This is a genomic window from Rhizobium sp. SVR5-9E, from assembly GCF_056755095.1.
In genome coordinates, this window is sequence record NZ_JBNDHS010000057.1 from 1 (window position 1) to 26,577 (window position 26,577).

General features: G+C 60.3%; 24 protein-coding genes and 5 pseudogenes. 8 read left to right on the forward strand and 21 right to left on the reverse strand.

Going from position 1 to position 26,577, the window contains the following annotated elements; all coding sequences use genetic code 11:
- A partial coding sequence (locus ACPYOJ_RS22560) for an IS3 family transposase (protein ID WP_481418236.1) occupies positions 1–687 on the forward strand: 687 nt, incomplete at its 5' end.
- A gap of 142 nt (positions 688–829) precedes the next feature.
- Here the strand turns inward: ACPYOJ_RS22560 and ACPYOJ_RS22565 are convergent.
- A complete protein-coding gene (locus ACPYOJ_RS22565) occupies positions 830–1,243 on the reverse strand; it encodes a hypothetical protein (RefSeq protein WP_481418265.1) in 414 nt (137 codons plus the stop codon).
- 210 nt (positions 1,244–1,453) lie between these two features.
- Complete coding sequence (locus tag ACPYOJ_RS22570) at positions 1,454–2,170, reverse strand: transcriptional regulator (RefSeq protein WP_481418237.1); 717 nt, start codon at positions 2,168–2,170, stop codon at positions 1,454–1,456.
- A gap of 280 nt (positions 2,171–2,450) precedes the next feature.
- Here ACPYOJ_RS22570 and ACPYOJ_RS22575 point away from each other — a divergent pair.
- The 3 genes and pseudogenes from ACPYOJ_RS22575 to ACPYOJ_RS22585 all read left to right on the forward strand — a co-directional run.
- A pseudogene (locus tag ACPYOJ_RS22575) lies at positions 2,451–2,857 on the forward strand (IS6 family transposase); the annotation flags it as partial.
- 78 nt (positions 2,858–2,935) lie between these two features.
- Positions 2,936–3,175, forward strand: a complete 240-nt coding sequence (locus ACPYOJ_RS22580) for a type II toxin-antitoxin system ParD family antitoxin (RefSeq protein WP_481418238.1) — start codon at positions 2,936–2,938, stop codon at positions 3,173–3,175.
- Positions 3,172–3,512: pseudogene (locus tag ACPYOJ_RS22585) on the forward strand (type II toxin-antitoxin system RelE/ParE family toxin). Before ACPYOJ_RS22580 ends, ACPYOJ_RS22585 begins: the two are co-directional and overlap by 4 nt.
- Positions 3,513–3,720: 208 nt before the next feature.
- Here the strand turns inward: ACPYOJ_RS22585 and ACPYOJ_RS22590 are convergent.
- Entirely contained in the window at positions 3,721–3,945 is a 225-nt protein-coding gene (locus ACPYOJ_RS22590) for a transporter substrate-binding domain-containing protein (RefSeq protein ID WP_481418239.1), read from the reverse strand.
- A 158-nt stretch (positions 3,946–4,103) separates the two neighbouring features.
- Positions 4,104–4,507: pseudogene (locus tag ACPYOJ_RS22595) on the reverse strand (transporter substrate-binding domain-containing protein).
- Here ACPYOJ_RS22595 and ACPYOJ_RS22600 point away from each other — a divergent pair.
- Positions 4,493–4,588, forward strand: a pseudogene (locus ACPYOJ_RS22600) (flavin reductase family protein); the annotation flags it as partial. The pseudogenes ACPYOJ_RS22595 and ACPYOJ_RS22600 sit on opposite strands and share 15 nt — an antisense overlap.
- Before the next feature lie 69 nt (positions 4,589–4,657).
- Here the strand turns inward: ACPYOJ_RS22600 and ACPYOJ_RS22605 are convergent.
- From ACPYOJ_RS22605 to ACPYOJ_RS22685, 17 genes and pseudogenes are all read right to left on the reverse strand, one after another.
- The gene (locus ACPYOJ_RS22605) at positions 4,658–5,650 is read right to left on the reverse strand and encodes a dihydroxyacetone kinase subunit DhaK (protein WP_481418240.1); all 993 of its coding nucleotides are present in this window, start codon (positions 5,648–5,650) and stop codon (positions 4,658–4,660) included.
- Positions 5,651–5,705: 55 nt separating this feature from the next.
- Positions 5,706–6,116, reverse strand: a complete 411-nt coding sequence (locus ACPYOJ_RS22610; protein WP_481418241.1) for a hypothetical protein — start codon at positions 6,114–6,116, stop codon at positions 5,706–5,708.
- A 2-nt stretch (positions 6,117–6,118) separates the two neighbouring features.
- Complete coding sequence (locus ACPYOJ_RS22615) at positions 6,119–7,699, reverse strand: putative PEP-binding protein (protein WP_481418242.1); 1,581 nt, start codon at positions 7,697–7,699, stop codon at positions 6,119–6,121.
- The gene (locus ACPYOJ_RS22620; RefSeq protein ID WP_481418243.1) at positions 7,683–8,027 is read right to left on the reverse strand and encodes an HPr family phosphocarrier protein; all 345 of its coding nucleotides are present in this window, start codon (positions 8,025–8,027) and stop codon (positions 7,683–7,685) included. The genes ACPYOJ_RS22615 and ACPYOJ_RS22620 overlap by 17 nt, the downstream gene beginning before the upstream one ends.
- Positions 8,027–8,425 carry a dihydroxyacetone kinase phosphoryl donor subunit DhaM gene (gene dhaM, locus ACPYOJ_RS22625; protein WP_481418244.1) on the reverse strand — a complete coding sequence of 133 codons (399 nt, stop codon included), beginning with the start codon at positions 8,423–8,425 and terminating at the stop codon, positions 8,027–8,029. The genes ACPYOJ_RS22620 and dhaM overlap by 1 nt, the downstream gene beginning before the upstream one ends.
- Positions 8,422–9,036, reverse strand: a complete 615-nt coding sequence (dhaL, locus tag ACPYOJ_RS22630; RefSeq protein ID WP_481418245.1) for a dihydroxyacetone kinase subunit DhaL — start codon at positions 9,034–9,036, stop codon at positions 8,422–8,424. The genes dhaM and dhaL overlap by 4 nt, the downstream gene beginning before the upstream one ends.
- 28 nt (positions 9,037–9,064) lie before the next feature.
- The gene (locus ACPYOJ_RS22635; protein ID WP_481418246.1) at positions 9,065–10,705 is read right to left on the reverse strand and encodes a dihydroxyacetone kinase subunit DhaK; all 1,641 of its coding nucleotides are present in this window, start codon (positions 10,703–10,705) and stop codon (positions 9,065–9,067) included.
- A gap of 49 nt (positions 10,706–10,754) precedes the next feature.
- Positions 10,755–11,759 carry an ABC transporter ATP-binding protein gene (locus tag ACPYOJ_RS22640; protein ID WP_481418247.1) on the reverse strand — a complete coding sequence of 335 codons (1,005 nt, stop codon included), beginning with the start codon at positions 11,757–11,759 and terminating at the stop codon, positions 10,755–10,757.
- Positions 11,752–12,849 carry an ABC transporter ATP-binding protein gene (locus ACPYOJ_RS22645; RefSeq protein ID WP_481418248.1) on the reverse strand — a complete coding sequence of 366 codons (1,098 nt, stop codon included), beginning with the start codon at positions 12,847–12,849 and terminating at the stop codon, positions 11,752–11,754. Before ACPYOJ_RS22645 ends, ACPYOJ_RS22640 begins: the two co-directional genes overlap by 8 nt.
- A gap of 3 nt (positions 12,850–12,852) precedes the next feature.
- Positions 12,853–13,065: a hypothetical protein gene (locus ACPYOJ_RS22650; RefSeq protein ID WP_168832212.1), complete on the reverse strand. Its 213-nt coding sequence runs from the start codon at positions 13,063–13,065 to the stop codon at positions 12,853–12,855.
- Positions 13,062–14,015: a carbohydrate ABC transporter permease gene (locus ACPYOJ_RS22655; RefSeq protein ID WP_481418249.1), complete on the reverse strand. Its 954-nt coding sequence runs from the start codon at positions 14,013–14,015 to the stop codon at positions 13,062–13,064. The genes ACPYOJ_RS22650 and ACPYOJ_RS22655 overlap by 4 nt, the downstream gene beginning before the upstream one ends.
- A complete protein-coding gene (locus ACPYOJ_RS22660; RefSeq protein ID WP_481418250.1) occupies positions 14,012–14,980 on the reverse strand; it encodes a carbohydrate ABC transporter permease in 969 nt (322 codons plus the stop codon). The genes ACPYOJ_RS22655 and ACPYOJ_RS22660 overlap by 4 nt, the downstream gene beginning before the upstream one ends.
- Before the next feature lie 101 nt (positions 14,981–15,081).
- Entirely contained in the window at positions 15,082–16,407 is a 1,326-nt protein-coding gene (locus tag ACPYOJ_RS22665; RefSeq protein ID WP_481418251.1) for an ABC transporter substrate-binding protein, read from the reverse strand.
- Positions 16,408–16,749: 342 nt separating this feature from the next.
- Positions 16,750–16,869: pseudogene (locus ACPYOJ_RS22670) on the reverse strand (IS6 family transposase); the annotation flags it as partial.
- A gap of 599 nt (positions 16,870–17,468) precedes the next feature.
- Entirely contained in the window at positions 17,469–17,603 is a 135-nt protein-coding gene (locus ACPYOJ_RS22675) for a hypothetical protein (protein WP_481418252.1), read from the reverse strand.
- A gap of 271 nt (positions 17,604–17,874) precedes the next feature.
- Entirely contained in the window at positions 17,875–18,786 is a 912-nt protein-coding gene (locus ACPYOJ_RS22680; RefSeq protein WP_481418253.1) for a response regulator, read from the reverse strand.
- Positions 18,779–22,165: a hybrid sensor histidine kinase/response regulator gene (locus ACPYOJ_RS22685; protein ID WP_481418254.1), complete on the reverse strand. Its 3,387-nt coding sequence runs from the start codon at positions 22,163–22,165 to the stop codon at positions 18,779–18,781. The genes ACPYOJ_RS22680 and ACPYOJ_RS22685 overlap by 8 nt, the downstream gene beginning before the upstream one ends.
- Positions 22,166–22,383: 218 nt before the next feature.
- Between ACPYOJ_RS22685 and urtA the strand changes: the two genes are divergently transcribed.
- The 3 genes from urtA to urtC all read left to right on the forward strand — a co-directional run bounded on the left by urtA (position 22,384) and on the right by urtC (position 26,572).
- The gene (urtA, locus tag ACPYOJ_RS22690) at positions 22,384–23,676 is read left to right on the forward strand and encodes an urea ABC transporter substrate-binding protein (protein WP_481418255.1); all 1,293 of its coding nucleotides are present in this window, start codon (positions 22,384–22,386) and stop codon (positions 23,674–23,676) included.
- A 116-nt stretch (positions 23,677–23,792) separates the two neighbouring features.
- Complete coding sequence (gene urtB / locus ACPYOJ_RS22695) at positions 23,793–25,412, forward strand: urea ABC transporter permease subunit UrtB (protein WP_481418256.1); 1,620 nt, start codon at positions 23,793–23,795, stop codon at positions 25,410–25,412.
- Positions 25,409–26,572 carry an urea ABC transporter permease subunit UrtC gene (gene urtC / locus ACPYOJ_RS22700; RefSeq protein ID WP_481418257.1) on the forward strand — a complete coding sequence of 388 codons (1,164 nt, stop codon included), beginning with the start codon at positions 25,409–25,411 and terminating at the stop codon, positions 26,570–26,572. Before urtB ends, urtC begins: the two co-directional genes overlap by 4 nt.
- Positions 26,573–26,577 lie beyond the last annotated feature (5 nt).

Sequence of the window (26,577 nt, forward strand, 5' to 3'; positions counted from 1 at the left end):
CGCATCTATCGGCTGTATCGCGAGGAAGGGCTTTCTGTTCGCAAACGGAAAGCCAGACGGCGTGCTGTCGGCACGCGTGCGCCGATCCTGGTCGAAGCGAAGGCAAATGCCCGATGGTCGCTGGATTTCGTGCATGACCAGTTTGCCTGCGGCAGACGCTTTCGCGTTCTCAACATCGTCGACGATGTGACGCGTGAATGCCTGGCAGCGATCGCCGATACGTCGATCTCCGGTCGCCGTGTCGCGCGAGAACTGACAACGCTGATCGAGCGGCGCGGCAAACCGGGGATGATCGTCTCTGACAACGGCACCGAACTCACGTCGAATGCCATCCTTGCCTGGTCGAAAGATCACAAGGTCGAGTGGCACTACATCGCGCCGGGCAAACCGATGCAGAACGGCTATGTCGAGAGTTTCAACGGCCGCATGCGCGACGAGCTGCTCAATGAAAGCTTGTTCTTCGGCCTCGACCATGCCCGCAGTGCCATTGCTGAGTGGGCCGAAGATTACAATAATTTCCGGCCGCACTCATCGCTCGGATACCAGACCCCGGCAGACTATGCCGGGTCCATCGCCGCAACCGGCTCCAACACTACGCAAGATGAAAGCTTCGCGTTTCCGCCGGTTGCTCACACCGCGCCATTTGGCGTATCCAAAACCATCGAGACTCTAATCGCAGCCGGATGAAACTTCAGTGGCAGGTCAATGGCAAAATCCTCTTACATGCACACTATAGGTCTTTCGCAGCTTGATTTCAACGTATGTTCAATGAAAGCACCTATCCACCGTGGGCAAATCCACCATTCCGCCGCCGGCGGCATGTGGCTAATCAACGATCGAACCGCGCCAGCATTCGTCTCAACTGCGCATTTTGCAGCCGGAGCTTCTCTGTTAGCTGGAGGCGCAGTTGACGAATGTCATCGTCAAGCTCTTGGTCATTGTTCAAAATGCTGTGCGGTAATACTGGAGGTGTTTGAATGTCGTTGCGATGGACAAGCTGAGCTTGCTTTCGAGCCCGAGGAGCTGGCTTCTTCCTAAGGGCTTGTGTTTGCTTCTGCGGTTTGAGCCCTGCGGCTGTAGACGCAATAACCGCTAGAGCGGCAACGTCATCAACCGGCTCAAACCCGTCTCCATCAGGCTCAACTGGGGCATTTCTATCGACCTCTGCAGCGGGCTCAGGGGCGGTTGGCAAAACCGATTGCGTCTCGCGTCGATCGGAGTTGGAATGTACATCGTCAGTCAAATGGGCCGGAGGTTCCACCGGGTCTTTCTTGTCGTGTCGCCTGGTGAGGCCGACTAGAAATTTCCAGGGAGACTTCATGATCGCTGTTTAACCTCATCTGCTTTCAATCGCGCGGTCAATTTCGGCAACGCTCTTGCGCCGCCGAAATCATGATCAGACCAAACGGGCCCGAACCTCGGGAGGTTTCGGTCAACCAGCTCTTCGTGATGCTTAGGATTGGCCGAGACGCTTGCGAAGATCCGCGTTTTCGCTGCGCAACTTTTCTGCAAGCTGTTTCCGCAAATTCCGGTTTTCTTCTTCAAGCTGAAGAAGATCGGCCATGTCGTCTGCTGCAGGAGTATTCACGGCCGCAGTTGCCGCTTTACGCATGCGCGTCTTGCGGGGCTGCTTTGTCGCAACCTTTGCCTCTGCCGCTGCTACGGATTTTTTTATGCGTGGTTTCTTTGCGGGCTTTGCGGGGGTGGTCTTTGCATCACCAGGAACCGCGGACGTTTCGTCACCCGCCGCCATTTTTGGACCAACAGTTTTGGCCTGGCGTCCACGACGCTTTTTCGGTTCTGTGATCGTCGTCGCAGTCTCGATGCTTGAGTTGTCGGCACTTAGCACTGGGGTGGTTTCTTCGGCCATACGTTCCTCCTGTGGTGGCAGTACAGTTTTTGGCTGCTCGACGGTTTTAGTCAACAGCTGCTCGCGTGTTTGTGGGCCCGGCGGTGGACTGTTCGCGTTTCTCTCTGTTGCTTGAAGAACCTGACCCGGCGCATTTGCTTCGACCTCCAGCGAAATGGCCTTGAGATCCACGTTTCCCCAGATGGAGGTTGGCTTCGGAGACTGTCGTCGGCTACTGGATTTAAACTCGACCACGAAGTTCCTCTGTGGCTTTTTCATAAAGTCTAGTCCTTCGTATCGATTGGCCGGTCGATCGGCCATGATCTCTTCGTCGGTTGGGATCTCTGGCCACAGGATTGGGGCTTCGCCACCTTTAACGAAGTGTCGAAGCTAAGTCATCAGCGTGCCGCAAATCCCTGAGGCGAGACGATCCGCTATTCCTCACGAGGCCAAGTATTGCAACCAAGCTTGGTTTCGAACGCGTGGAATGCTCCTATAAGCGTGAATCAACGCGGCAAGCTCGGCTCAGTGCGTCGGACTTTCGGTTCCGCTGGCACCGTAACGTTAACCGAGCAGCGATGAAAATGTGGGATCTGGCGGTATGACCAGATTTGCACGTGATCCTCTCTCTCGTCGCCACAGGTTTCCAGCGGAAGTGATTGCCCATGCCGTCTGGCTCTATTTGCGGTTTCCGCTCAGCCTGCGCATGGTCGAGGATATGCTGGCGGCCCGTGGCATCATCGTCTCTCACCAGACCGTGAGACTTTGGGCTGAGAAATTCGGCAGGCGTTTCGCCAATGATATTCGCGGGCGCTCAGTCGGCAAGCTCGGCGACAAATGGCATCTCGACGAGGCCATCATCACCATCAGGGAAAGAAGCACTGGCTTTGGCGCGCCGTCGATCAGGACGGCTTCGTCCTCGACGGGCTGGTGCAAAGCCGCCGTAGTACCAAGGCTGCAATGCGTTTGATGCGCAGGCTTCTGACAGGGCAGAGCCGTTCGCCCCGCAATCGCACCGTCATGGGCCTGCAAGAGACGGTCACATCAGCACCTTGCCAAATTTTGGCATAGGGCTATTTGATCGGCATGAGCACGATGAACATTTCTCTACCCGACAACCTGAAGAGTTTCGTTGACCAGCAGGTTTCGGAGCGGGGCTACGGCACCAGCAGCGAGTACGTACGGGAGCTAATCCGCCGCGACGGGGACCGAGAACATCTGCGCGGCTTGCTCTTCGAAGGAGCATCATCCCCCGTGACCACGCCGGTAGACGAGCGGTATTTCGACAACCTCCGCGATCGGGTTCAAGGCCGGCTTTATAGGTGACGGCAAAGCCGGTTATCCCTCGAGAACGAGCAAGCCAGGACGTTGACGAAGCCATCGATCATTATTTCCGGGAGGCCGATACGCAGGTCGCTCTGAGCTTTGTCGACGACCTGCGGCATGCCTACACTTTGATTGCGAACCATCCGTCTTCAGGTTCGCCGCGTTACGCTTATGAGCTAGGATTCCCGATCTGCGAAGCGTTCAGCTTAAGCGGTATCCGTATCTGATATTCTATGTTGAGCAAGCCGGATACATTGACGTCTGGCGCGTCTTGCATGGCAAGCGCGACATTCCGTCATGGCTTGGCACGGTCGGCAACCCCAGCCAACACAATTAGATAATTAACAACTTAGTTCCATATTAGCCCTTACGCCTCACATGCCGTGATTTTCAGCGCCTTCGATAGTCGATCTACCGGCCAGTGGTTCAGATCCCTTCAAAGAGCCTTTGGCGCCCCTGTCCATCGTGGCCTCAGAGCCAAAAACCAACCCCGCACTCGGCGGGGCTAGTGGATGGTGCAGGATTTTGTCGGGAGGGCTATACGATCAACCCTTCGGGCTGAGATCGACCTTGAACCACTTCTTCGACAGTTCCGCGACCGTGCCGTCGGCGGCCATTTCACCGAGCGCCTTGTTGAGAATGGCCTGAAGTTCCGGCTCGTTCCTGCGGATACCGAGGCAGACATTGGTGGCCTGAATGCCGCCAATGAGGAGGGGGCCGCTCGTCGTCAGCGTGCCATTGCTGGCATCTGCGCGGTCGCGTGCAAACACGGCATTGTCGAACTGGCCATCGAGACGTCCGCCCTCGATATCGAGCTTGACCTACTCGGATTGACTTATAGGTCCTGATCTCCGCGACATCGCCGAAGTTCTGCTCGACGAACTTCAACTGGCTCGTGGAAAGCGAGGCACCGAGCGTCATACGTTCATCACGTCCTTGATTTCGGCAATGGCTTTCTGGCCTTCCTCGTGTCACTGGACAGGTGTTCGCCCGTATGCGGCAGCTTTGCCAGCGGTCCATCGGCAGCCACCAAGAATGTGTTGGGCGTGATGACGTAGGGATCGGAGAAGTCGATTACCTTCCGGCGCTGTTCGTTCGGCCCCATCGTCAGGACCACATCGAATTTACCTAAAAGGAGCGAAGGGATCTGGCTGTCCCAGTCCTGCGCGACAATCGCATTCCAACGCGCTTGCAGACCTCTTTGATGGCATCCAGATCGAGGCCCTGAAGCTCGGCGCTGGGCGTCGTCGAATTGAAGGGCGGAAACGCGCCTTCGACGCCAACCGTGACCTTCGTCCAGGCCTTGGCGAACGCGTTGTCGATCCCACGCAAGTCGATGCCATCGCGCGCCTTGGCGGCGATACCCGCTCGACGATTCGTGACCGTTTCGAGATTCTGACGCCGAAATTGTAGGAGTTTCCAACCTTCCTAGATCCGACGAGTTGCAGGCCGCTACGCTAACTCGCTAAGACAGGCCCATCCCTAGCAGCCCCAGCGCAATGCAGCCGTCGCAACGGGCGAATCCCATAGAATGAACTCTTCGTCACGGAGGAGAGCGAGCGAGATGGAAAGACCCTGCATGTCAAGTGAGCTGGCGTAAGTACCAACCAGTGAGCGCGCGATCTGCAGACCATGACTCAGCATGAAGCTATGCGCGACGTTGTAGGCGAGGTAAAGTTCCGCTGGCGGCGTGCCGCCAAGTCCGTTCACGAAAAGCAACGCCTTGTCGGAAACCGGAGCGACTTCGTTGAAAACCACCTCGCTTAGACGCCTCACGATGGTGTCGGCGTTAGAGAAGGTCTCTCTTGAATGGCCTGGCTCTCCATGAATGCCGACACCCATTTCGATTTCGCCGGGGCCGAGTGAAAAGGTCGATCGCCGCGTGTGCGGCACCGTGACACCGGTCAGTGCGACACCCATCGATCTGACACGGGACTCGAGGCCAGCAGCAAGGGTTTTCAACTCAGCAAGCGCCATGCCGTTTTCCGCGGCGGCGCCGAGAAGCCTTTCCATGATCACCGTACCGGCAACGCCTCGTCGACCGCGGCCGTCGCGCATCCTTGCCGTTTCGATGTCGTCGCTTACGATCACCATCTCAATCCTGTGGCGGCTCGACGCCATCTCTGCCGCCATTTCGAAATTCATAACGTCGCCGTCATAGTTCTTTACCACCAGCAGGCAGCCAGCACCGGTGTCCACGTCCTCTATTGCGCTGAGGATTTGGCCCGGTGTAGGCGACGTGAAAATATGCCCGACGCATGCTGCATCCAGCATACCGCGACCGACGAAGCCGATATGCATCGGCTCGTGGCCCGCCCCACCCCCGGAGATGACACCTACCTTGCCTGGAACGAGGTGGCGACGGCGGATAAATTGACGGTCTGCGCCGAATACAACGAACTCCTCATGGGCGCGCACGAAACCTTCGACGCTTTCGGCGACCATTGTTTCCGCAGCATTCATGAATTTCTTCATCAAACCCCTCCCAAGGCGATGATCATCTAGCGCTCGTCACGCGCGAAGCGCCTGTTCAATCACGCGGCCCCGAAATTGCAGCGATCTTTTGGACTAGGTCGGTGATCGCCTCTTCCAGAAGCCGGTTGCGGCGTTCATCGCCGAAGTCAGGCACCATTATGGAAAGATGCCGCAGTTTTTCCGTGGCGCCAAACTCCGGCAGTTTGCCGGGATGGGCGACCTGATAGGCGTCCAGAAAGCGGTCCTGTTCGGCGGGGCTAAAATGGCACACCCTGAAGATGGTCGCGAGGTGACGCGCGGGAAGAGGCGTCGCATAAGTGGGGCTGGTTATCTGGGTGACGAAGCTGCGATGCTTGCCGAGTTCCGTCGCCAGCCTCTGACGTGTTCCGGACGGTCGGTTGTCGATGATCTGCGCCAGAATATCCTTGTAGGCGATAATGGCGTCTTCGGTGTCTTCGCGCGCCATCCCTAGTCCCCGGCTGCCTTTGTCCCATCGGCTTTCAGACCGATCAGTGCCGATCTTATCGCGCCAAGTCGAGCTGGCGCCACCGAAAAATGCCGTATGCCTGCCGCGAGAAGACCGGACATGCGAACCGGGTCGCCAGCCATGTCACCGCAAATGCTGACTGGTCGGCGGCCGGTAAGTCTCACCGCCTGGGTCAGCAAGCGCAGCACGGCCGGTACGGCTTGCTCTTGGTCCAGGCTGAAGCCGGCCTCCTCGCGGGCGGAAGCCACGAGGTATTGCGCCAGGTCGTTCGTGCCGAACGAAAAGAAGTCAGCGCCTTCGAATTCGTCAAGCATGAGCGCAGCTGCCGGTACCTCCACCATCATCCCGATCGGCGGAGTGCGGTGCGGCACGCCGCGGCGGCGAAGTTCACCGGCTTCTTCGCGACAGATTTGCCGCATAGCCTCAACTTCAGACGGGAATGTCACCATTGGCAACATGATACGCAGATTGCCGAAGACCGCCGCTCGAAGGAGCGCACGCGCCTGAACCCGCGCAATCTGCGGCCGGGCAAGAAGCAGGCGGATGCCGCGCAGCGAGGAGGCCTCGGTAATGCCCGACAGCGGCTTGTCGCCCCCGACATCCAACATGCGGATTGTTACAGGGCGCCCATCTGCCCAATCCAGGAGGTGTCGGTAGATTGCAAACTGCTTTTCTTCGTTTGCTGCATCACCGAGCGACATCAACGCGAATTCCGACCGCATCAACCCTATGCCCGCGGTCACCTCGGCAGGAATCGCGTCGATTTCTTCCGGCGCGTTGACGTTGACGGACAGGAGTACTTGCGTGCCGTCCGACGTGTACACTATGCCGTTGTCGAGTGGCGGTGCAGTGCCTGTTGACGGATCGCAGTGCTCTACGGAGGTCGCGTTCCACCTGGCTGCCTCAAGAATGACGAGACCAGCGTCGCCATCAACTCCGATATATTGCCCCCCTGCTGTTGCGAAGCGGCCGGCGCCGATCACCATCGGGACCGACCGGGATCTGGCAAGCAGGGCGACATGACCGACCGCGCTGCCTGCGTAAAGAACGATACCGCCGCCGGCCGACCAGTCGTGGGCGAGGAAGCGGCTGGGTTCCATGTCTTTTCCAACATAGATGGATCCGGCTGGAAAGTCGTTGACAGGCGTTCCCGTGAGCACGGACAGGACGCGGTTCTTGATGTCGAGGATGTCGACGGCGCGCGCGCGCAATTGGTCTTCTTCGGAGCACTCCAGTTCCCGGATGTATCCATCGAGCGTCCCGACCCAGGCGAATGCTACGTTTTCGCCAGCCTCGATGCGCGCGCCGGTCGCCTCGGTCAGCGTTGGATCGCGAAGCACTTCAATCTGAAACTCGACGATATCGCCGCCGTCGGGATCCGTCCCGGTCGCCAGTTCCTGCAGTTCGAGAATAGCTGTCTCGATCGCACTTGCGAGCGCGACCTGGCCGGAGACGCTTGATGGGATTGACGCGGCGGGTTCGACCGGCTCGGCGACGAAGGCCGGGCCGCTGGCAATACCTGGGGACGCGCTCGTGGCTTTCAATCTAAGCGGTTCGGCCATGCTTCTTTTCCTCATCGAAATTGCGCTCGACGAGGTCCTTCAATGCCCGGATCGCTTCTTCGGCGAGAATGCCGTTTGCGCGGATCTCGAGCACCGAACCCTTGCGGATCTTGGCACCCATGATCTTGATGATGCTCTTTCCGTTCAGCCAGACGTCGTTGCCGTTGACCGCGACTTCGATCGAGCAGGGAAACGACTTTGCCAGCCGCGTGAACGTCACCGAGGGGCGAGCATGGAGCCCAACTCCATGCTTGACCTCGACTTCGGTCTGGCAACTGGCATGGACCTGCCCGGCCTCGTGCGCCCCAATGCGGAAACCGCCGTTCATCACGGTGACAGCTCCTCTGCCGTTCCGACCACCTTGGCCAACGATGCCCCACCAGAGGCCTCAGCAGCAGCAATAACGGCTCCTTCGACAATAGGGGCGTTGCAGATCGAAACCCTTTGGGAGCGGGGCGAGCCGAGCATCTCGATCGCCATTTCGCTGTTGGTTTCGGCGCCTCCCAGGTCGACGAAGACGGCGACGCCAGCTTCCGACCAGGCCTCTTCGATGGCCTTGAGAATTCCCCCGGTATCCGTGCCAAGTTCGCCGCGACTGTTGCCGCCCGACCAGGCAAGCGGCACGCTGTCACCCACCATCTGCCGGACCATGTCGGCGGTGCCTTTCGCGACCAGCGGCGAGTGGGAGACGATCACGATCCCGACGTTTGGGGTCTTCGCATTCATTCCGGGCGGTGCTCCTCAAGGTAGCGGCAGATGGCGGTTGTCAGAAGGGCGCAACTCGAAGCGCCAGGATCGACGTGTCCGATCGAACGGTCTCCAAGGTAGGCCGCGCGGCCGCGCATGGCCTTCATGGCGGCGGTGAGCCGAACGGAAAGTTCCGCGCGGCGCACGATATCCGTCAGAGGCGAACGCTGTGCAAGGGCATCCTGCACGGGATACAGGACATCGAGCAGGGTCTTGTCGCCGGCGTGCGAGCGCCCACGGCGGGCCACGGCATCGATGGCCTGCTTCAGGGCAAGAGAAAAATCCTGTTCCTGGTCCGATTTGCGAAGCTCACGCCCCATCTCCATCAGCAATGTCCCGTAGAGTGGACCGGCCGCGCCGCCGACGCTCATCACCAGTGTGAGGCCGATCCGTTCCAGCGCCTCGGGCAAGGGAAGGCTTGAGACCGTGGCTTCTTCGGCGCTGACCGCCTCGCAGCCGCGCTGCATATTGGTCCCATGATCGCCGTCACCGATCGCGCGATCGAGTGCGCAGAGGTGATCGCTGTTTGCCGTGATCGCCGCCCGACAAGCCTCAATCAATCCCGCAAGAAGAACCGGTTCTGCCTGCACCTGATAGCCTCCCAACCGCGGTACCAGCTCACGCCAGCCTTGCCGCGACTTCGAATACACCTGCCACCGCGACGGCTCCCGGATCCGGCACTCCCTCCAGATCCTTCTCGCCGACATAAGAAGCTCGTCCGGCCTTCGCCTTGCGCATCGCTCTTGTCGACTCGGCGCCGGCCGCCGCAGCGTTTGCCGCAGCCGCTACACCACCCGACCTCAGGGCCGCGAGCGCTGGCGCCAGCGCGTCGATCATCGTGCGGTCGCCGACGGCGGCCCCACCATAGAACGTCATCCGATCAAGCCCGGCAAGCAGGGCAGCCGTAAGATCCGCTTTTTCCGCCATGGCTTTCGATGCGGCGGTAAAGAAGATCGAGAGCAATACGCCGCTTGAGCCACCCATGCTGGTGCTGAGAATCTCGCCTATGGCGGCCATTGTGGCGGTCGGCTCCTTCAATGGAAGGGTGTCGATGCGCGACAGGATGCTGCGTGCGCCGGTAGCGACGGTGGATCCGGTGTCACCGTCCCCGACGCGGCTGTCCAGGCGGTTCAATTCGCCTTCCAGGGACATCAGATGTTCGCAGAGCACCGTCAGGAGACGGCGGCTTTGCGTATCGTTGCTTGCCGACATCGTCCCGCTCTGCAGCACTGCTTTTTTGGGAGCGGGAATGATGGTGATCTCGTGCCGTTCGACGACGGGTGTCCATGCATGCGGTTCGACAGCAGCCTTCAGTGCGGCATCGCGGGTGGCATCCAGACGGATCAGCGAAAGCGAAAAGCCGTTCATGTTGAGCGCGGTCATCATCGGTGCCGGCCCGACGATCAGCCGGACGCGGCGGGCAAGAGGAGAGGACAGCACCGCGTTGGCAATCACGCTCATTTCAAGCGGTGGCACCGCGCCGAGGTTGTTGATCAGCAGCCCATAGTCGCCTGCGCCGTCAACCCTTGCAGCCAGTCGCTCGCTCATGGTGGCCACAAGGTCCGCAACCGGCTGCAGCGCGACGCGCTCGACGCCGGGCTCCCCGTGGATGCCGAGGCCGAGTTCTCCCTCGTCCGCGGCCATCCGATCCTCATGCACTTGGCCGGGTACACTGCAGGTCGAAAGCGACATGCCGAGTGAAACGATGTCGCGCGCTGCGGCCGCCGCCTGTGCCGCGACTGTCGTCAGGTCGGCTCCGGATTCGGCGTGGTAGCCGGCGATCTTATGCACAAACAGCGTACCGGCAACGCCGCGGGGCTGGTTTATCTCGGGGATCGCGATGTCGTCGGCGACGATCACCATCTCGACATCGAAGCCTTCGGCGCGTGCCTTTTCGGCGGCAAGACCGAAATTCAGACGATCGCCGGTGTAGTTCTTGACAATGAGCAGTGCGCCCTTGGGGCCGGTGACGGCCCGGATTGCGGTCAGCACGGCATCGACGCTGGGCGAAGCGAAGATCTCGCCGGATACCGCGGCCGTCAGCATCCCCTTGCCGACGAAGCCAGCATGCGAGGGCTCATGGCCTGCTCCACCGCCCGAGATGAGTGCGACCTTCGATTTATCCCATTCGGCGCGGAGGATTACCTTGATCTCAGGGAAGCTGTCGAGACGGGCGAGGCGACCCGGGCTGCTCGTCAGAAGCAAGCCATCCAGGGCCTCGGTTACGATCGTTTCCCGGCGATTGAAGAAATGTTTCATGGAAAGGAGACCTGTCTGTTCATGCAAGTGCTTTATTTTCTGTTCCGTATCACAGGCGCTGGCCGCTGGCGTCGAAGTAGAGCGGATCGCGCAGCGTGAGGCTGATTCGATCACCCGGCCGGATTGCGAGATAGGGATCGGCAAGCGTGACGAGCTTGTGGTCGCGCACCCGGATATGCAGGTGGTTCTGGTCCCCCAGGTGCTCGATCCAGTCGATCTCAGCATTGGCATGCTTGTCGACGACGATTTCGAGATGTTCGGTCCGCGCGCCGACCGTTCTGGTTCCGGGTGGTGGATTGGCGCCGGCAAGAAGATCGGCGGGCAGCAGATTGATGTGCGGCTGGCCGAGACGGGCAGCGACATGAAGGCTGGCGGGATTGCCGTAGATTTCGCGCGGCGTTCCAACCTGCAGCAGCCGGCCTCCCGCCACGATGCCGATGCGGTCCGCCATCGTCATTGCCTCGATCTGGTCATGGGTCACGTAGAGCAGCGTTGAGCCGAGCTCCTTCTGGATGCGCTTCAGTTCTAGGCGCAGTTCCGCGCGCAGCTTCGCATCGAGCGAGGAAAGTGGTTCGTCCATCAGGTAGATGGCCGGCTGGCGCACCAGGGCCCGGCCGATCGCGACGCGCTGCATTTCGCCGCCCGACAGGCGCGTCGAACGGTTCTCCAGCTTGTGGTCGATCCTGACCATGCGAGCAATGTCCCGGACGCGACGGTCGATCTCCTCGGCTCCGAGTTTGCGCACCGGCGCTCGCAGCGGAAAGGCGAGGTTGTCGTAAACCGTCATGTGTGGGTAGAGCGAATATTGCTGGAAGACGAAGGCGACATCCCTTTCAGCGGGAGCTTCGCCGGCGACGTTGCGACCGCCGATTTCGATCCGGCCGCTGTCGGGGCGCTCCAGGCCAGCAATGAGGCGCAGCGTCGTCGTCTTGCCGGCGCCCGTCGGCCCAAGCAGGACCACGAACTCGCCGTCACGGATCGAGAGGTCCAGATCAGCGAGGGCCTTGGTATCGCCGAAACGCTTGTTGAGACCCTTGAGAGCGACGTCAGTCATGACGTTCCTCCGAATAGAGTGCCGAGGCAATGGCTCGGCCCGACTTGTAATCGAACAGCGCAAGCTTGGCCGGGTTGAACTCAAGTCCAACCGTTTCGCCGATATGGAAATTGCGGTTTGCCGGTACGCGCGCCTTGATGACGCCGCTCGAGGTCTCGACCGCCACCACCTGATTGGTCCCGAGATATTCGCTGCCGTAGACGGCGCCACGCAATGGAGAGGTGTCGCTGAAGCGGATATGCTCCGGCCTGACACCAAGCACCAACTCGGCTTCGGCCATATCCTGGTGCACTTCAGGAATGCTGACATCGACGCCATGCAGCGAGACAGATCGTGCGCCTGCCCGAAGGCCCGAGGTGAAACGCATGAAATTCATCGGCGGCGAGCCGATGAAATCGGCGACATACATCGTGGCGGGCTTGCTGTAGATTTCCTGAGGGGTGGCGAACTGCTCGATGACGCCATGGTTCATCACTGCGATCTTGTCGGCCATCGCCATTGCCTCATGCTGGTCATGCGTCACGTAGACCGTCGTCGCATGGATGCGGTTGTGCAGTTCGCGCAGTTCATGGACCATGACCTCGCGGAATTCCGCGTCGAGCGTCCCGAGCGGCTCGTCCATCAGGAAGCACTTAGGACGGCGCACGATCGCCCGTCCGAGCGCCACGCGCTGGCGGTCGCCGCCGGCAAGTCCGGAGACGGATCGGTCAAGGATATGGTCGATCTGCAGCAGGCGCGCGGTTTCGTCGACCCGCTGGCGGATCTCGGCCTTCGGCATGTCTTGCGAGAGCAGCGGGAAGCCGATGTTCTTGCGCACGTTCATGTGCGGATAGAGCGCAAAGAGCTGGAAAACGAAGGCAATGTCGCGGGCGCTGGCGCGGTTGAAAGTAACGTCCTCGCCGTCGAGATAGATCTTGCCGCTGGTCGGCAGTTCAAGTCCGGCAATCATGCGCAATGTCGTCGTCTTGCCGCAGCCAGACGGGCCGAGCAGTGCAAGGAATTCGCCGTCATGGATGACGAAGCTCGAATCCTGCACCGCGACGAAGTTGCCGAACTGCTTGCGGAGATTTTTGATCCTGATGTCGGCCATGGCTCACTCCGGGAATTTCGACACGATGATGAACATAGCCGTGCCGGCCAGCAGCGTCACCAGCGAATAGGTGTAGAGAACCAGCAGGAACGGCTGGAAAAGCATCAGGAAGCCGAGGGCGATCAACGTGGTCGCGATATTCTCCATGGGGCCACGCCGCAGGAAGAACGGGCGCTTCGGACGAGATGGGCGCGGTGTTTCGATCAAGTGCGTCATTTGCGGACCGCTCCGAAGGTAATGCCACGCAAGAGCTGCTTGCGCAGGAGAATGGTGAAGACAAGGATTGGGATGAGGAAGATCGTCGTTCCCGCCGCGACTGCTGGCCAGTCCTGACCGCCTTCGCCAATGATGGTAGGAATGAAGGGCGGCGCCGTCTGGGCTTCGCCGGATGTCAGCAATGCGGCAAAGGCATACTCGTTCCAGGCGAAGATCAGGCAGAAGATCGCCGTGGCGGCAATGCCGGTGGTCGCCTGCGGCAGGACGACTTTCCAGAAGGCCTGCAGCCGCGTGTAGCCGTCGATCATCGCGGCTTCCTCGTATTCGCGGGGAATCTCGTCGATGAAGCCCTTGAGCAACCAGACGGCGAGGGAGACGTTGACCGCGGTGTAGAGCAGGATCATGCCCAGCGCCGTATCGGAAAGCCCGAGCTCGCGGTACATCAGATAGATCGGGATGGCGACCGCGATCGGGGGCATCATGCGCGTCGACAGGATGAAGAACAGCAGGTCATCGGCAAGCGGTACCCTGAAACGGGAGAAACCGTAGGCGGCCAGCGTTCCCAACGCGACGGCTAGAAACGTCGAGCCGAAGGCGATCACCAGCGAGTTGGCAAAACGCGGCAGGAAGTTCGACGGGCCGGCGATCACCATGTTGCGCTTGCGGGTCACCTCGTCGCAGGTGCCGGTCGGCGCGGGAAGGGAGGCGATGTATTCCGGCGTCTGGCGCGTTCTCGTCGTCAGAAGGTTGCAGTAGCCTTCCAGCGTCGGCGTAAAGACGATCTTGGGGGGATAGCTGATCGAGTCGGGCGGTGACTTGATGCTGGTCAGGAAGATCCAGACGAGCGGGATTAGCGTGATCAGGGCGTAGAGGATGACGATGGCGCCGGCGATGCGCTTGCTGATTGGGCTCGGTTCGACGACCGAATGGGCTGAGGTGGCGGAACTCATCGTTGCTTCACCCTGTTGAGTGCCTTGACGTAGATGTTGGCGAGGCCGAACACGGCCACGAAGAGGACAATGGCGAAGGCCGAGGCTCGTCCGGTTGCCCAGCTCTCGAAGGCCGCACGTTTCAAGGTGATGGAGGCGACCTCGGTGGTCGAGCCCGGACCGCCGCCGGTCAAAAGCGTGACCATGTCGAACATCTTGAAGTTCTCGATGCCGCGAAACAGCACGGCGAGCATGATGAAGGGCAGGGCCATCGGCACGGTAATCGACCAGAACTGCCGCCATCCGGAGGCGCGGTCGACCTCTGCTGCCTCGTAGATATAGTCGGGAATGGACCGTAGGCCCGCCAGGCAGATCAGCATGACGTAGGGTGTCCACATCCACGTATCGACAATGATGATCGCCCAAGGCGCAAGCGTGACGCTGCCGAGCATTTGGATGTCAGCGGTCGGAATGCCGGTGACCAGAGAAACGGCATAGGCAAAGAGTCCGATCTGCGGCTCGTAGAGGAAGCGCCAAAAGTTGCCGACGACCGCTGGCGACAGCATCATCGGGATGAGGATGACCGTCGTCCAGAACGCGTGGCCCCGAAACTTGCGGTCGATAAGATAGGCAAGCCCAAAGCCGATGACCGTCTGCAGCAGGATCGTCCAGAACACGAAGTGGGCTGTCGTCTGCATGGCCTCCCAGATGTCGGGGTCGGTAAGCACGCGCTCGTAATTATTCAATCCGACGTTCTGAACCGGCGCATTTGGGCGATTGGCGCGATAGTTCGTGAACGACAGATAGATCGCCCAGATAAGCGGGAAGATGTTGATGGCGAGAAGCAAGATGATGGTGGGGGCGATAAACACCCAGGCGATCGCCCGGTCGGACAGACCGCGGACCCGGCGAGCGACCGATACCGGCGTTGCTCTTGCAGTCGCATCCACTGCCTGCTCGACCATAGAGGAAGAGGAAATGTTCAAGGTGTCACCCGGTCTTTGCATATGTGCGACACGTGGCGGCCCGGCAGTCTTGGCAATCCGGGCCGCCATTCTGGCAAGAATATTGTGCGTCCAGCCGGACACTAGATCTTGCCGTCGTCCTTGAAGACTTCGGCCCAGTCCTTCACCAGACCGTCAAGCGCCTCCTGGGCCGTGCCGTTTCCGGCCACGACATAGTTATGAACGCGCTTCTGCATGTCCTGGAGCAGGGTTGCGTAGCTCGGCTCGGCCCAGAAGTCCTTGACGATCGCCATCGAGTCCAAGAATGCTTGGGCGTAGGGCTGGCTGGAAGCGAAGTCGGGGGCATTGACGACCGACTTCAGGCACGAGTAGCCGCCGAGTTGCCACCATTTGGCCTGCACTTCAGGCTGGGCGAACCACTTGATGTACTGCAGAGCGGCGTCCTTCTTGTCGGAATAGGAGACGACCGAAATTCCCTGTCCGCCAAGCTGAGCGAAATGCTTCTTTTGGGCCGGGTTGGGGAAGAAGCCGATCTTATCGCCGCCGACCTTCTCATCCTTGTAAAGACCCGGCCATGTGAAGGCGAAGTTCATCTGCATGGCGACCTGGCCTGACTTGAAGGCGTCCGCGGATTCAACCATGTAAACGTTCGAGCTGCCAGGCGGTGTGCAGCAGTCATAGAGCGCCTTGTAGAACTCCAGTCCCTTGACTGCATCAGGCGAGTTGACGAAGCCTTCCATCTCGTAGGGCTTGTCGGGGTTGTCGTACTGGAAGCCCCAGTCATAGAGGACGTTGGTTACGCCCATCGTGATGCCTTCGGAGCCGCGCTCCGTATAGATCGACGCGCCGTAGACGGTCTTGCCGTCGATCTCGCGTTTCTGGAAGAACTCGGCGATCCGCTTCAACTCGTCATAGGTCTTCGGCGCTACAAGATCCCGGCCATACTTTTCCTTGAATTCTTTCTGCAACTCCGGCCGCTCGAACCAGTCCTTGCGATAGGTCCAGCCGACGACGTCGCCCATCGCGGGCAGTGCCCAGTAGTTCGGCGTGTTCTTCGGCCATTCCGAATAGCCCACGACCGTCGCCGGCACGAAGTCATCCATCTTGATGCCTTCCTTGTCGAAGAAGTCGTTGAGCTTTACGTAGTGGCCGTTTTCCGCCGATCCGCCGATCCACTGGCTGTCGCCGATGATCAGGTCGCAGAGTTTTCCGTGGGAGTTCAGTTCGTTGAGGAAGCGATCGGCGTAGCTCGTCCAGGGCACGAACTCGAACTTCATCTCGGTGCCGGTCTTGGCGGTGAAATCCTTCGAGAGTTCGACCAGCGCATTCGCCGGGTCCCAGGCGGCCCAGCAGAGCGTCAATTGGTCGGCTTTAGCGAGATTGGGCAGAGCCGACGAGATGATGAACGTCGAGGCCAACCCGAGAAGGGCTTTCGATTTCTTTTGCATAAGTTCCTCCCAGAACCAAAGGCCGACTCCCCGCCGACCGCGCAAGTTCACCCATTTTAGAGAAATGCCTACATGAACTCCTCAATTCTCATGTTTAGCAATATGTTTAGTAATAGACGAATTTGTAAACAATGCAAGCAAGTTTCGTTGCTGCGACGCACAGGGGCCGGGGTGGGATTTAGCGGTGCTCAAGAAACGGCAACCAGAGTTTCAAATTGTTCGGCGATTGACAGGCTGGAAGTGTGGGGCGTCCTGCAACTGACGCTTGCGCAGCATGTGGATCATCTCGATGTCGGACAGGGTCGCCGCTGCGGATTTGAGCGACTTAAAGCCGAGCATGTCGACGACCCAGCGGTGGACGGTCGAGCGATCGACGCGGATGCCGCGTCCGGCCATCATTTCCTTCAGATCGCGCAGGCTCAGGCCGTAGCTCAGATACCAGCGCACGCAAAGCAAGATCACCGATTACTCGAAATGCCGACCATGCGCAACGCGCATAGGTGCACTGCAGCATTGTCTATTTTGTGTGCTAAAACATATTGTAGAGGATAGAGCGTGGAAGCTGTGCACCTCCTCCCGTACGGCTTCGATCTTCGGACGTTCCTTCCTCCTCCCTGGAACGTCTGTTGGAACGGCGGCACGCCTCCTCCCAGTCCCTGTTCGCTCATTTTTAAAGCCTGCCGCACCTCCTCCCGCGGCAGGCTTTTTTGTTACGAGCTATCCGCCGCGCCACCCGGCAGTTGCAAGCCGCGGCGGTTTCTTGGTAAGCGGTGTCTCGCTCGCACCTGGACAGCAAATCCTGGATTCGGTGTTTAGAACCAGCAGCCTTGATGAGCATGGCAACTATGCGCCAGCACCTGACCGACATAGTGTCATGTGCTACTCAAGCCGCGTACTGCTTTGGCCCGGAATTAAGCCCGAAACGCGATAGCTCTTTATCATCGAGTCGAAGAGCGAAATATCTGATCGGCTTCGCGCAAGGAGCTGCGCTCCTGCGACTGCTACAAAGATCGCACGCGCCCGCTGTTCGCAATCTTCTTTTGCAATGTCCCCGGTATCGATCAGCGCTCCTTGAGCCACGCCACATTGACGTCGGCGAAGGTCTGAACCTCTTTTCTAACCGCCTCCGGAAGATCGTCATATTCCCCGCCCAGGAAGCTTCCCAGGCAGAGGCGGTTGCCATTGTCCGACGACATCCAGAACGTATCATGATATGTCCGAAGGCTTCCTAGCGGATCCTTTTTGCTCTGTGCGACTTCTTCCAACCATGCCTTTGTATCTTGCCACTACCGTTCGGCAATAGCGGCTGCCAGCACGGCTTTTCTGCTGGCCTGAGCGGAGGCTTGTCCAATTTCTTCGGTAGTTGTGGCGCTCTATGGGCTCGGAGGGAGATGGGAAGCATTTGAGTTCAAGAACAAGTACTGTCGAACCTGCCGTTAACTATCGTTGAGCACGCTAGGGCATTAGTCACATCTCGTGCAGGACATGAGCGGCTTTGACGGCGGCTGAGGCGCGGTTTTCGACGCCGAGCTTCACGTAGATTTGTTCGAGATGCTTGTTTACGGTGCGCGCCGACAGCCCGAGAATCTCGCCGATGTCCCGGTTTGACTTGCCCTTCGCAATCCACAACAGGACTTCGGATTCTCTCTGTGTCAGCGAAAAATGCCGGCGTAGCACCTCGTCATCGGCGCGCGCGTTGTTCGCTGTGAGGCGAAAGAGATATTCGTCGGGGCCGATGGCGCCGAGGAAGGCTAGCTGGAGCACGGGCTGGCCGGCATGGCTGACGGAGAAGGCGTCGTCGCGGCTGGTTGCTATGCGATCCTTCTTCCAAGCGGCAATGTGCGCCGTCACCGCGTCCATGCCATCGTTGCGACCCATTGCAGCATTGATGAGACGTGTTGCCTGTGGCGTCGACCAGTGAATGTCGCCATCGCCCTTCACTGCAAGCAAATGTCTGCCGGCAGCGTCCAGCGCAACACGCGCGCTTTGTGTCGAACGTGCGTTGCGCAGGTGGACACCGATTCGGGCTCGCAGCTCATCGATGTTGATCGGCTTCGTCAGGTAATCGACGCCTCCGGATTCGAGAGCGCGAACGACATGTTCGGTTTCCGTCAGACCGGTCATGAAGATAACCGGTATCTGACTGATTGCCGGGTTGGATTTGAGTTTCCTGCAGGTCTCGAAGCCATCCATGGATGGCATGACCGCGTCCAGCAGAATGAGGTCGGGGGTAATGCGTTCCACGATATTCAGCGCGGCCGAGCCCGATGTCGCGATCAATACAGAGAAGCCGGACTGCTCCAGAGCATCGCTCAGGAATCCCAAAGCCTCAGGCGAGTCATCCACCAGTAGAACAATATCGCGCGGGAGCTCAGCCAAGGGTCTCTACCTTTTCATCAAAACGGTGCAGGAAATTCATGAGGCCGTTCAGATCGAATGAGACCGCATAGGAACGAAGTTCCTCTGTAAATGGCTGATTGGCTTCGATCCTGGCAAGGTCGGCGAGCTTTGCTTCGATGCCTCGAATGTAGCCGATCTCGGCAAGCCGCATCAGTTCCTCGATATGGGCGGCACCGGGGCTGACGAGTGGCGGCTTGGGCGGCGGAGCCGGTGCTGGTGTCGTGTCAGCGTAGACCCATTTCAGGCCGAGATGCAGCGCCAGCTTGTCGCGCAGCTGCTTGATGTTGACCGGCTTTCCGATCGCGTCGTTGTGGCTGTCGTCGCTTTCCGCCGTCGCTGCCGCGTCGCCGATATTGGCGGAGAGCATCACGATCGGAGCGGTTTGGCCACTCGCGCGCAAGCGCGAAACGAGTTGCCACCCATTCATTCCCGGCATGGAGATATCGACCAGGAAGAGATCTGGTTGGATGCCTTCAATCAAGGTCAGGCAGTCGGCGCCGCTCGCTGCGGTCAGGACGACGAAATCAAGTGGGGCAAGCACCTCGCGCATCATCTCACGGTGGTCCTCGTTGTCGTCGACGACGACGATGGTGCGGCGCGGGCCGTCGTAGCTGACAATCTTCTTTTCCTGCGGCCGCGCCGTCATTTCGCGCATCACCGCCGAGAGCATGAGGCGAACGCGGAAAGTCGAGCCCTGATCCTTCTCGCTCTTCACCGAGATTTCGCCGCCAAGGGTGTTGGTCAGGAGCCGCGTAATCGTCAGGCCGAGTCCGAGGCCTGGCGTCGGCCGGATGCTGTCGGCCTCGCCGCGCTGGAAAGGTTCATAGATGCGGCGCAAGTCCTTCTCGGCGATGCCGCGGCCGGTATCGGTGACGGTAAAGGTCGCTACCTGGCTGCGATAGCCGACATCGAAGGTGACGCTGCCCTCGTCGGTGAATTTGATCGCGTTGGAGAGCAGGTTGACGAGGATCTGGCGCAGGCGCTTTTCGTCGGTGCGCACGAACTGGGGCAGGGCGAGAGAGCGATCGTGATGGAAGGTTAGCCCCTTGGCCTGTGCCAGCGGGCGGAACATGTCGACGATCTGGTCGAGGAAATCCTGGATGTTGATCTCGTTGGAATAGACCTGCAGACGCCCGGCCTCGATCTTCGAGATGTCGAGCAGGCCGTCTATCAGGCCGGACAGATGCTCGGCGCTGCGTCTGATGACCTTGATGGAGGACTGGCGAGGGGCGGGGATCGTTTCGTCGCGCTCAAGGATCTGGGCGTAGCCGAGGACGGCATTCAGCGGCGTGCGCAGTTCGTGGCTGAGGCCGACGACATAGCGGCTCTTGGCGCGGTTGGCGGCCTCTGCCGTCTCCTTGGCGTTCTGCAGGGCCGCGTCGGTCTTCTTGTGCGCGGCGATTTCCTTCAGCAGCAGCGTGTTCTGGCGCGAGGATTCCTCTTCGGCGACGACGCGGCTGTCATGGGCGAGCACATAGAACCAGCAGACGACGCCGGCGATGACGGCGAAGACGAAGAACACGGCGAGGATCGTGCGGCTGACCACCTCGGCGGTCTCCGGCGACGCTGCGGAGACTTGATGGGCGATCATCGCTAGGATGGCGCCGACGGCCGTCAGTGCCAGCACGACGGCGATGCCGTACCGGCCGAGGCGGGTCGTAAGCTTCTGCACCACTGTTTCCGGCAGTACGGCCTTGGCGACGGTGCCGACCTGGGCGTTCAGCCGCGCCTTCGGCTTGCACATGTCGTGGCAGCGGCTGTCGAGGGAGCAACAAAGCGAGCAGATCGGCGCGGCATAGGCCGGGCACCAGGCCATGTCCTCAGGCTCGAAGGGATGTTCGCAGACCGAGCAGGTGATATCAGTCAGGTTCTTCCAGCTGTGGCGCGGCTTGCGGGCGAGGTAGAACTTGCCCTTCGTACCCCAGGCGATCAGCGGCGAGGCGGTCAGCGCGACGACGAGCGTGATATAGGGGGCGAGCGAGGCGGCGATCGGGCCGAAGGCGCCGAAATGGGCGATCAGCGCGATGCCGGCCGAGAGCGTCATGGCGCCGAGTCCGACCGGGTTGATGTCGTAGAGATGGGCGCGCTTGAACTCGATGCCTGGAGGAGCGAGGCCGAGCGGCTTGTTGATGAAGAGATCGGCCGAGATCGTGCAGAGCCAGGCCATGGCGATGATCGAGAAGATGCCGAGCGTTTCTTCCAGCAGCCTGTAGATGCCGAGTTCCATCAAAAGCAGGGCGATCGCCACGTTGAAGATCAGCCAGATGACGCGGCCGGGATGGCTGTGGGTGAGGCGCGAGAAGAAGTTCGACCAGGCGAGAGAGCCCGCATAGGCGTTCATGACGTTGATCTTCAACTGCGAGACGACGACGAATGCCGCCATCAGCAGCAGGGCGGCATTGTGCCAAGGGATCATGTAGCCGAAGGCGGTCAGATACATCTGCGCCGGATCGGCGGCGCGGTCGACGGGCACACCCGCCGTAAAGGTCAGGACCACAAGGAAGGAACCGGCCAGCAGTTTCGGCGCGCCGATGATCACCCAGCCGGGCCCGGCGAGGAAGACGGCAAGGCGGTGGCGCCACTTGCGCTGCCCGTCCGGCGGCAGGAAGCGCAGGAAGTCGGCCTGTTCGCCGATCTGCGACATCAGCGCCAGGATGACGGCGGAGGCGGCGCCGAATTCCACGAGGTTGAAATCGGCGACGGTGCCCGGTGGTCCCGAGGCGTGGCGGATGCCGGCGAAGGCACGCCAGACATCGAATTTCTCCCAGTCGAGAAAGGCGATGAAAATGAAGGGCAGGACGTTGAGAATGATCCAGAAGGGTTGGGTGACGAGCTGGAAGCGGCTGATCAGCTTGACGCCGTGTGTGACCAACGGGATCACCATCACGGCGCTGACGATGTAGCCGATCCAGAGCGGGATGCCGAGCGTCAGCTCCAGTGCGCCGGACATGATCGACGCCTCGATCGCGAACAGCATGAAGGTGAAGCTCGCATAGATCAGCGAGGTGATCGTCGAGCCGATATAGCCGAAGCTCGCGCCGCGGGTGAGCAGGTCGATATCGACGCCGTGGCGGATTGCGTAGCGGCTGATCGGCAGGCCGATGGCGAGCATCGCGATGGAAGCGACGATGATGGCGAAGAAGGCGTTGGTAGTGCCGTAGGAAAGGGTGATCGCCCCGCCGATCGCCTCCAGCGCCAGGAAGGAGATGGCGCCGATCGCCGTCTGCGAGATGCGTTGCGAGGAGAATTGCCGGGCGCTCTTTGCGGTGAAACGCAGCGCATAGTCTTCGAGCGTCTGGTTCGCGACCCAGCGGTTATACTCGCGCCTGACCGGAATGATGCGTTGCCGCGCTGCCATGCTGATCTGCCGGTCCCTTCGTTCCCCTTCGTCACATTTCCGTAACATGAATGGGCTGGGGGCTTAAGAGTGCAGCGCAGCATTCTCGTGCAGATTTCGCCCCGTTGCCTACGTCATATTACGTATGTGTTTTCGCAGTGCAGCACCCGATAGTTCTTTAAGCAACAGTTAATTTTTGCCTTCCGGCCTGTTGTCGAACAAGAAGAGGGGATCACAAGATGAATCTGCGATCATACGTTTCAGGCGCCGTTCTCGGTGCCGTCATGTCGGCCACGGCCGCATTCCACGGGGCAGTCGCTGCCGAGGACACGATCAAGGTCGGCGTCCTGCACTCGCTCTCCGGCACCATGGCCATCTCCGAGACGACGCTCAAGGACGCCATGCTGATGCTCATCGACGAGCAGAACAAGAAGGGCGGGCTTCTCGGCAAGAAGCTTGAAGCCGTCGTTGTCGATCCGGCTTCGGATTGGCCGCTGTTTGCCGAAAAGGCGCGCGAGCTGATCGAAAAGGACAAGGTCGCGGCCGTCTTCGGTTGCTGGACATCCTCGTCGCGCAAGTCGGTCCTGCCGGTCTTCGAAGAGCTGAGCTCGATCCTGTTCTATCCGGTCCAGTACGAGGGTGAAGAATCCTCGCGCAACATCTTCTACACGGGTGCAGCTCCAAACCAGCAGGCGATCCCGGCCGTCGACTACCTGATGGAGAAGGAAGGCGTTAAGCGCTTCGTGCTCGAAGGCACCGACTACGTCTATCCGCGCACGACCAACAAGATCCTGGAAGCCTATCTCGAATCCAAGGGCATTCCGAAGGAAGACATCATCGTCAACTACACGCCGTTCGGCTTCTCCGACTGGCAGACGGAAGTCTCCAAGATCAAGGAATTCGGCTCGGCCGGCAAGAAGACCGCCGTCGTCTCGACGATCAACGGTGACGCCAACGTTCCCTTCTACAAGGAACTCGGCAACCAGGGCGTCAAGGCAACTGACATCCCGGTCGTGGCCTTCTCGGTCGGCGAAGAAGAGCTTGCCGGTCTCGACACCAAGCCGCTCGTCGGCCATCTCGCTGCCTGGAACTACTTCGAGTCGGTCGAAAGCCCTGCGAACAAGAAGTTCATCAAGGAATGGCACGCCTTCACGAAGAACGACAAGCGGGTGACCAACGACCCGATGGAAGCTGCCTATATCGGCTTCAACGCCTGGGTTAAGGCCGTTCAGGCCGCCGGCACGACTGACACCGACAAGGTTCTCGACACCATCATCGGCGTCTCCGTTCCGAACCTCTCCGGCGGCACGGCGACCGTGATGCCGAACCACCACATCACCAAGCCTGTCCTGATCGGCGAAATCCAGGCCGACGGCCAGTTCGAAATCGTGCAGCAGACGCCTGCCGTCGTCGGTGACGAATGGTCCGACTACCTGCCGGACTCCAAGGACCTGATCTCCGATTGGCGCAAGCCGATGAACTGCGGCAACTTCAACGTTGCGACCGGCAAGTGCGGTGGCAAGGGGTCTTGAGTTAGCCGATCCGATACCTGCCTGATGACTTCCGTCCGGATCCCATCTCCGGGCGGAAGCTCCGTCCCAAACGGTTGCTGCCCAAAAGGCCAACGATAGTCCAGGCGAGAAAGCCGATGTATCGCGCCCTCAAGCTTATCCTTCTTACCCTCTGCCTCGCGGCTCCGATGCTTGCATCGCCGCTGAAGGCTCAGGAAGACATCCACGCCCTCGTCAACGCGCTCGGCGAAGGCGATTTCGATCAGCGCGCCGAAGCCATCAAGGCGCTCGTCGCCTCGAAAGATCCGCATGTCGGCCAGATCCTGCAGCAGCTCAGCGATGGCCAGCTCTATGTGAATTCCGAAGAGGGCGGCCCGGTGCTGCTCCAGGGCGGCACCGAGGATGAGCCGACCTATGCCGATCCGATCACCGGCGAGGCCGCCGAGGGGATCGATCCCGACTACATGTCGAAGGTGAAGATCAACAATTCGCTGCGCGGCGCAATCGCCAGCGCCATGAGCACGCTGACGCTGCTGAGCCCGGATCGTTCCGCGCGGCTTGCAGCCGCCCAGGGCCTGCTCAGGGATGCCGATCCCTCCAATCTCGAGCTTCTGAACGCCGCGCTTTCGGGCGAGAAGGATGCCGAGGTCAAGAACACGATGGAAGCCGCCCGCGCGGTGATGATGCTGAAAAGCGATGTCAGCGCCGAGGACAAGAAGGCCGCCATCGACACGATCGCCGCCCGCGGCGATCGCAACGCGCTGACGATCCTGACGACGGCGATGGAAACGGCGCCTGATGATCTGAAGCCCGCCATCCAGTCGGATATCGATGGCATCAAGCGCAACCTGGCGGTCTGGGATGTGGTGCAGAACGTCTGGTACGGGCTGTCACTCGGCTCCGTGCTGCTGCTGGCCGCCATCGGCCTTGCCATCACCTTCGGCGTCATGGGCGTCATCAACATGGCGCATGGCGAGATGGTGATGATCGGCGCCTACACGACCTATGTCGTGCAGGAATATATCACCGCCAACTTCCCCGAGATGGCCAACTACTCGCTGGCCTTCGCCGTGCCCGCCGCCTTCGTCTTCACCGGCTTCGTCGGCCTTATCATCGAGCGCGTCGTGATCCGCTATCTCTACGGCCGGCCGCTGGAAACGCTGCTGGCGACCTGGGGCGTGTCGCTGATCCTGCAGCAGGCGGTGCGCACGATCTTCGGCCCGACCAACCGCGAAGTGCGCAATCCGAGCTGGATGTCCGGCGCCTTCGAGCTCGGCGGCCTGTCGATTACCTGGAACCGCCTCTGGATCATCGTCTTCTCTATGGCCGTCTTCGTGACCCTGCTGATGCTGCTCAAGCGCTCCGCCTTCGGCCTGCAGATGCGCGCCGTCACCCAGAACCGCCGCATGGCCTCGTCCATGGGTATCCGCACCGGCTGGGTCGATGCCTTCACCTTCGCGCTCGGCTCCGGCATTGCCGGCATGGCGGGTGTCGCACTCAGCCAGATCGACAACGTCTCGCCTAATCTCGGCCAGAGCTACATCATCGACAGCTTCATGGTCGTGGTCTTCGGCGGCGTCGGCAATCTCTGGGGCACGCTGGTCGGCGCTCTGTCGCTCGGCGTCGTCAACAAGTTCCTGGAACCCTTCGCCGGCGCCGTGCTCGGCAAGATCCTGGTGCTCGTCCTCATCATCCTCTTCATCCAGAAGCGTCCCCGCGGGCTCTTCGCACTCAAAGGAAGGGCGGTGGAAGCATGATTACGGCCTTCCTTCTCCGGTCTCTCGATCGCAAGATCTCCATTGCCATCGCCATCCTGCTGGCGGTTGCCGCCCTCGTTCCGGTGCTGAACCTGATGACCGGCCCCGAGAACCCGCTGCACATCCCGACCTACATCATGGCGCTGTTCGGCAAGTACCTGACCTATGCGCTGCTGGCGCTGGCCCTCGATCTCGTCTGGGGCTTTTGCGGCATCCTCTCGCTCGGTCACGGCGCTTTCTTCGCGCTCGGCGGTTATGCGATGGGGATGTATCTGATGCGCCAGATCGGCTCCCGCGGCGTCTATGGCGATCCTATCCTGCCCGACTTCATGGTCTTCCTGAACTGGAAGGAACTGCCCTGGTTCTGGTACGGCTTCGACAAGTTCTGGTTCGCGGCGCTGATGGTTCTGCTGGTGCCGGGGCTCTTGGCCTTCGTCTTCGGCTGGTTCGCCTTCCGCTCCCGCGTCAACGGCGTCTACCTTTCGATCATCACCCAGGCTATGACCTACGCGCTGCTGCTTGCCTTTTTCCGCAACGACATGGGTTTCGGCGGCAATAACGGCATGACCGACTTCAAGGAAATCATCGGCTTCAACGTCCAGGCCGACGGCACGCGCGCGGCACTCTTTGCGGCAACCGCGATCTTCCTGGCGCTGTCGCTGATGATCGCTTCGGCGATCGTCCGCTCGAAGTTCGGCAAGGTGCTGGTCGGCGTGCGCGATGCCGAAAGCCGTACGCGCTTTCTCGGCTACCGTGTCGAGCGTTTCAAGCTCTTCACCTTCGTCGTCTCGGCGATGATGGCAGGCATTGCCGGTGCGCTCTACGTGCCGCAGGTCGGTATCATCAACCCCGGTGAATTTGCGCCGGCCAACTCGATCGAAGTCGTCATCTGGACGGCGGTCGGCGGCCGCGCGACGCTGATTGGCCCTATCATCGGCGCTATCCTAGTCAATGGCGGCAAGACGATCTTCACGGGTCTCTTCCCGGAGTTCTGGCTATTCGCGCTCGGCGGCCTCTTTGTGCTCGTCACGCTGTTCCTGCCGAAGGGCATCGTCGGCACCATCGCCCAGTATCTCGGCCGCAAGACGCCACGGACGGAAGCAACGCCTGCTTCGCTTCAAGAAGAAGGCGTCGATCCAAAAATCCAGCCCGCGGAGTGAGCGCG

Excerpts from the sequence above, each read along its gene's own strand:
- ACPYOJ_RS22570 (WP_481418237.1), bottom strand. The coding sequence starts at position 2,170 with ATGGCCGATCGACCGGCCAATCGATACGAAGGACTAGACTTTATGAAA.
- ACPYOJ_RS22580 (WP_481418238.1), top strand. The coding sequence starts at position 2,936 with ATGAGCACGATGAACATTTCTCTACCCGACAACCTGAAGAGTTTCGTT.
- ACPYOJ_RS22605 (WP_481418240.1), bottom strand. The coding sequence starts at position 5,650 with ATGAAGAAATTCATGAATGCTGCGGAAACAATGGTCGCCGAAAGCGTC.
- ACPYOJ_RS22610 (WP_481418241.1), bottom strand. The coding sequence starts at position 6,116 with ATGGCGCGCGAAGACACCGAAGACGCCATTATCGCCTACAAGGATATT.
- ACPYOJ_RS22615 (WP_481418242.1), bottom strand. The coding sequence starts at position 7,699 with ATGGCCGAACCGCTTAGATTGAAAGCCACGAGCGCGTCCCCAGGTATT.
- ACPYOJ_RS22620 (WP_481418243.1), bottom strand. The coding sequence starts at position 8,027 with ATGAACGGCGGTTTCCGCATTGGGGCGCACGAGGCCGGGCAGGTCCAT.
- dhaM (WP_481418244.1), bottom strand. The coding sequence starts at position 8,425 with ATGAATGCGAAGACCCCAAACGTCGGGATCGTGATCGTCTCCCACTCG.
- ACPYOJ_RS22635 (WP_481418246.1), bottom strand. The coding sequence starts at position 10,705 with ATGAAACATTTCTTCAATCGCCGGGAAACGATCGTAACCGAGGCCCTG.
- ACPYOJ_RS22640 (WP_481418247.1), bottom strand. The coding sequence starts at position 11,759 with ATGACTGACGTCGCTCTCAAGGGTCTCAACAAGCGTTTCGGCGATACC.
- ACPYOJ_RS22645 (WP_481418248.1), bottom strand. The coding sequence starts at position 12,849 with ATGGCCGACATCAGGATCAAAAATCTCCGCAAGCAGTTCGGCAACTTC.
- ACPYOJ_RS22650 (WP_168832212.1), bottom strand. The coding sequence starts at position 13,065 with ATGACGCACTTGATCGAAACACCGCGCCCATCTCGTCCGAAGCGCCCG.
- ACPYOJ_RS22655 (WP_481418249.1), bottom strand. The coding sequence starts at position 14,015 with ATGAGTTCCGCCACCTCAGCCCATTCGGTCGTCGAACCGAGCCCAATC.
- ACPYOJ_RS22665 (WP_481418251.1), bottom strand. The coding sequence starts at position 16,407 with ATGCAAAAGAAATCGAAAGCCCTTCTCGGGTTGGCCTCGACGTTCATC.
- ACPYOJ_RS22675 (WP_481418252.1), bottom strand. The coding sequence starts at position 17,603 with ATGTCGTCGGACAATGGCAACCGCCTCTGCCTGGGAAGCTTCCTGGGC.
- ACPYOJ_RS22685 (WP_481418254.1), bottom strand. The coding sequence starts at position 22,165 with ATGGCAGCGCGGCAACGCATCATTCCGGTCAGGCGCGAGTATAACCGC.
- urtA (WP_481418255.1), top strand. The coding sequence starts at position 22,384 with ATGAATCTGCGATCATACGTTTCAGGCGCCGTTCTCGGTGCCGTCATG.
- urtB (WP_481418256.1), top strand. The coding sequence starts at position 23,793 with ATGTATCGCGCCCTCAAGCTTATCCTTCTTACCCTCTGCCTCGCGGCT.
- urtC (WP_481418257.1), top strand. The coding sequence starts at position 25,409 with ATGATTACGGCCTTCCTTCTCCGGTCTCTCGATCGCAAGATCTCCATT.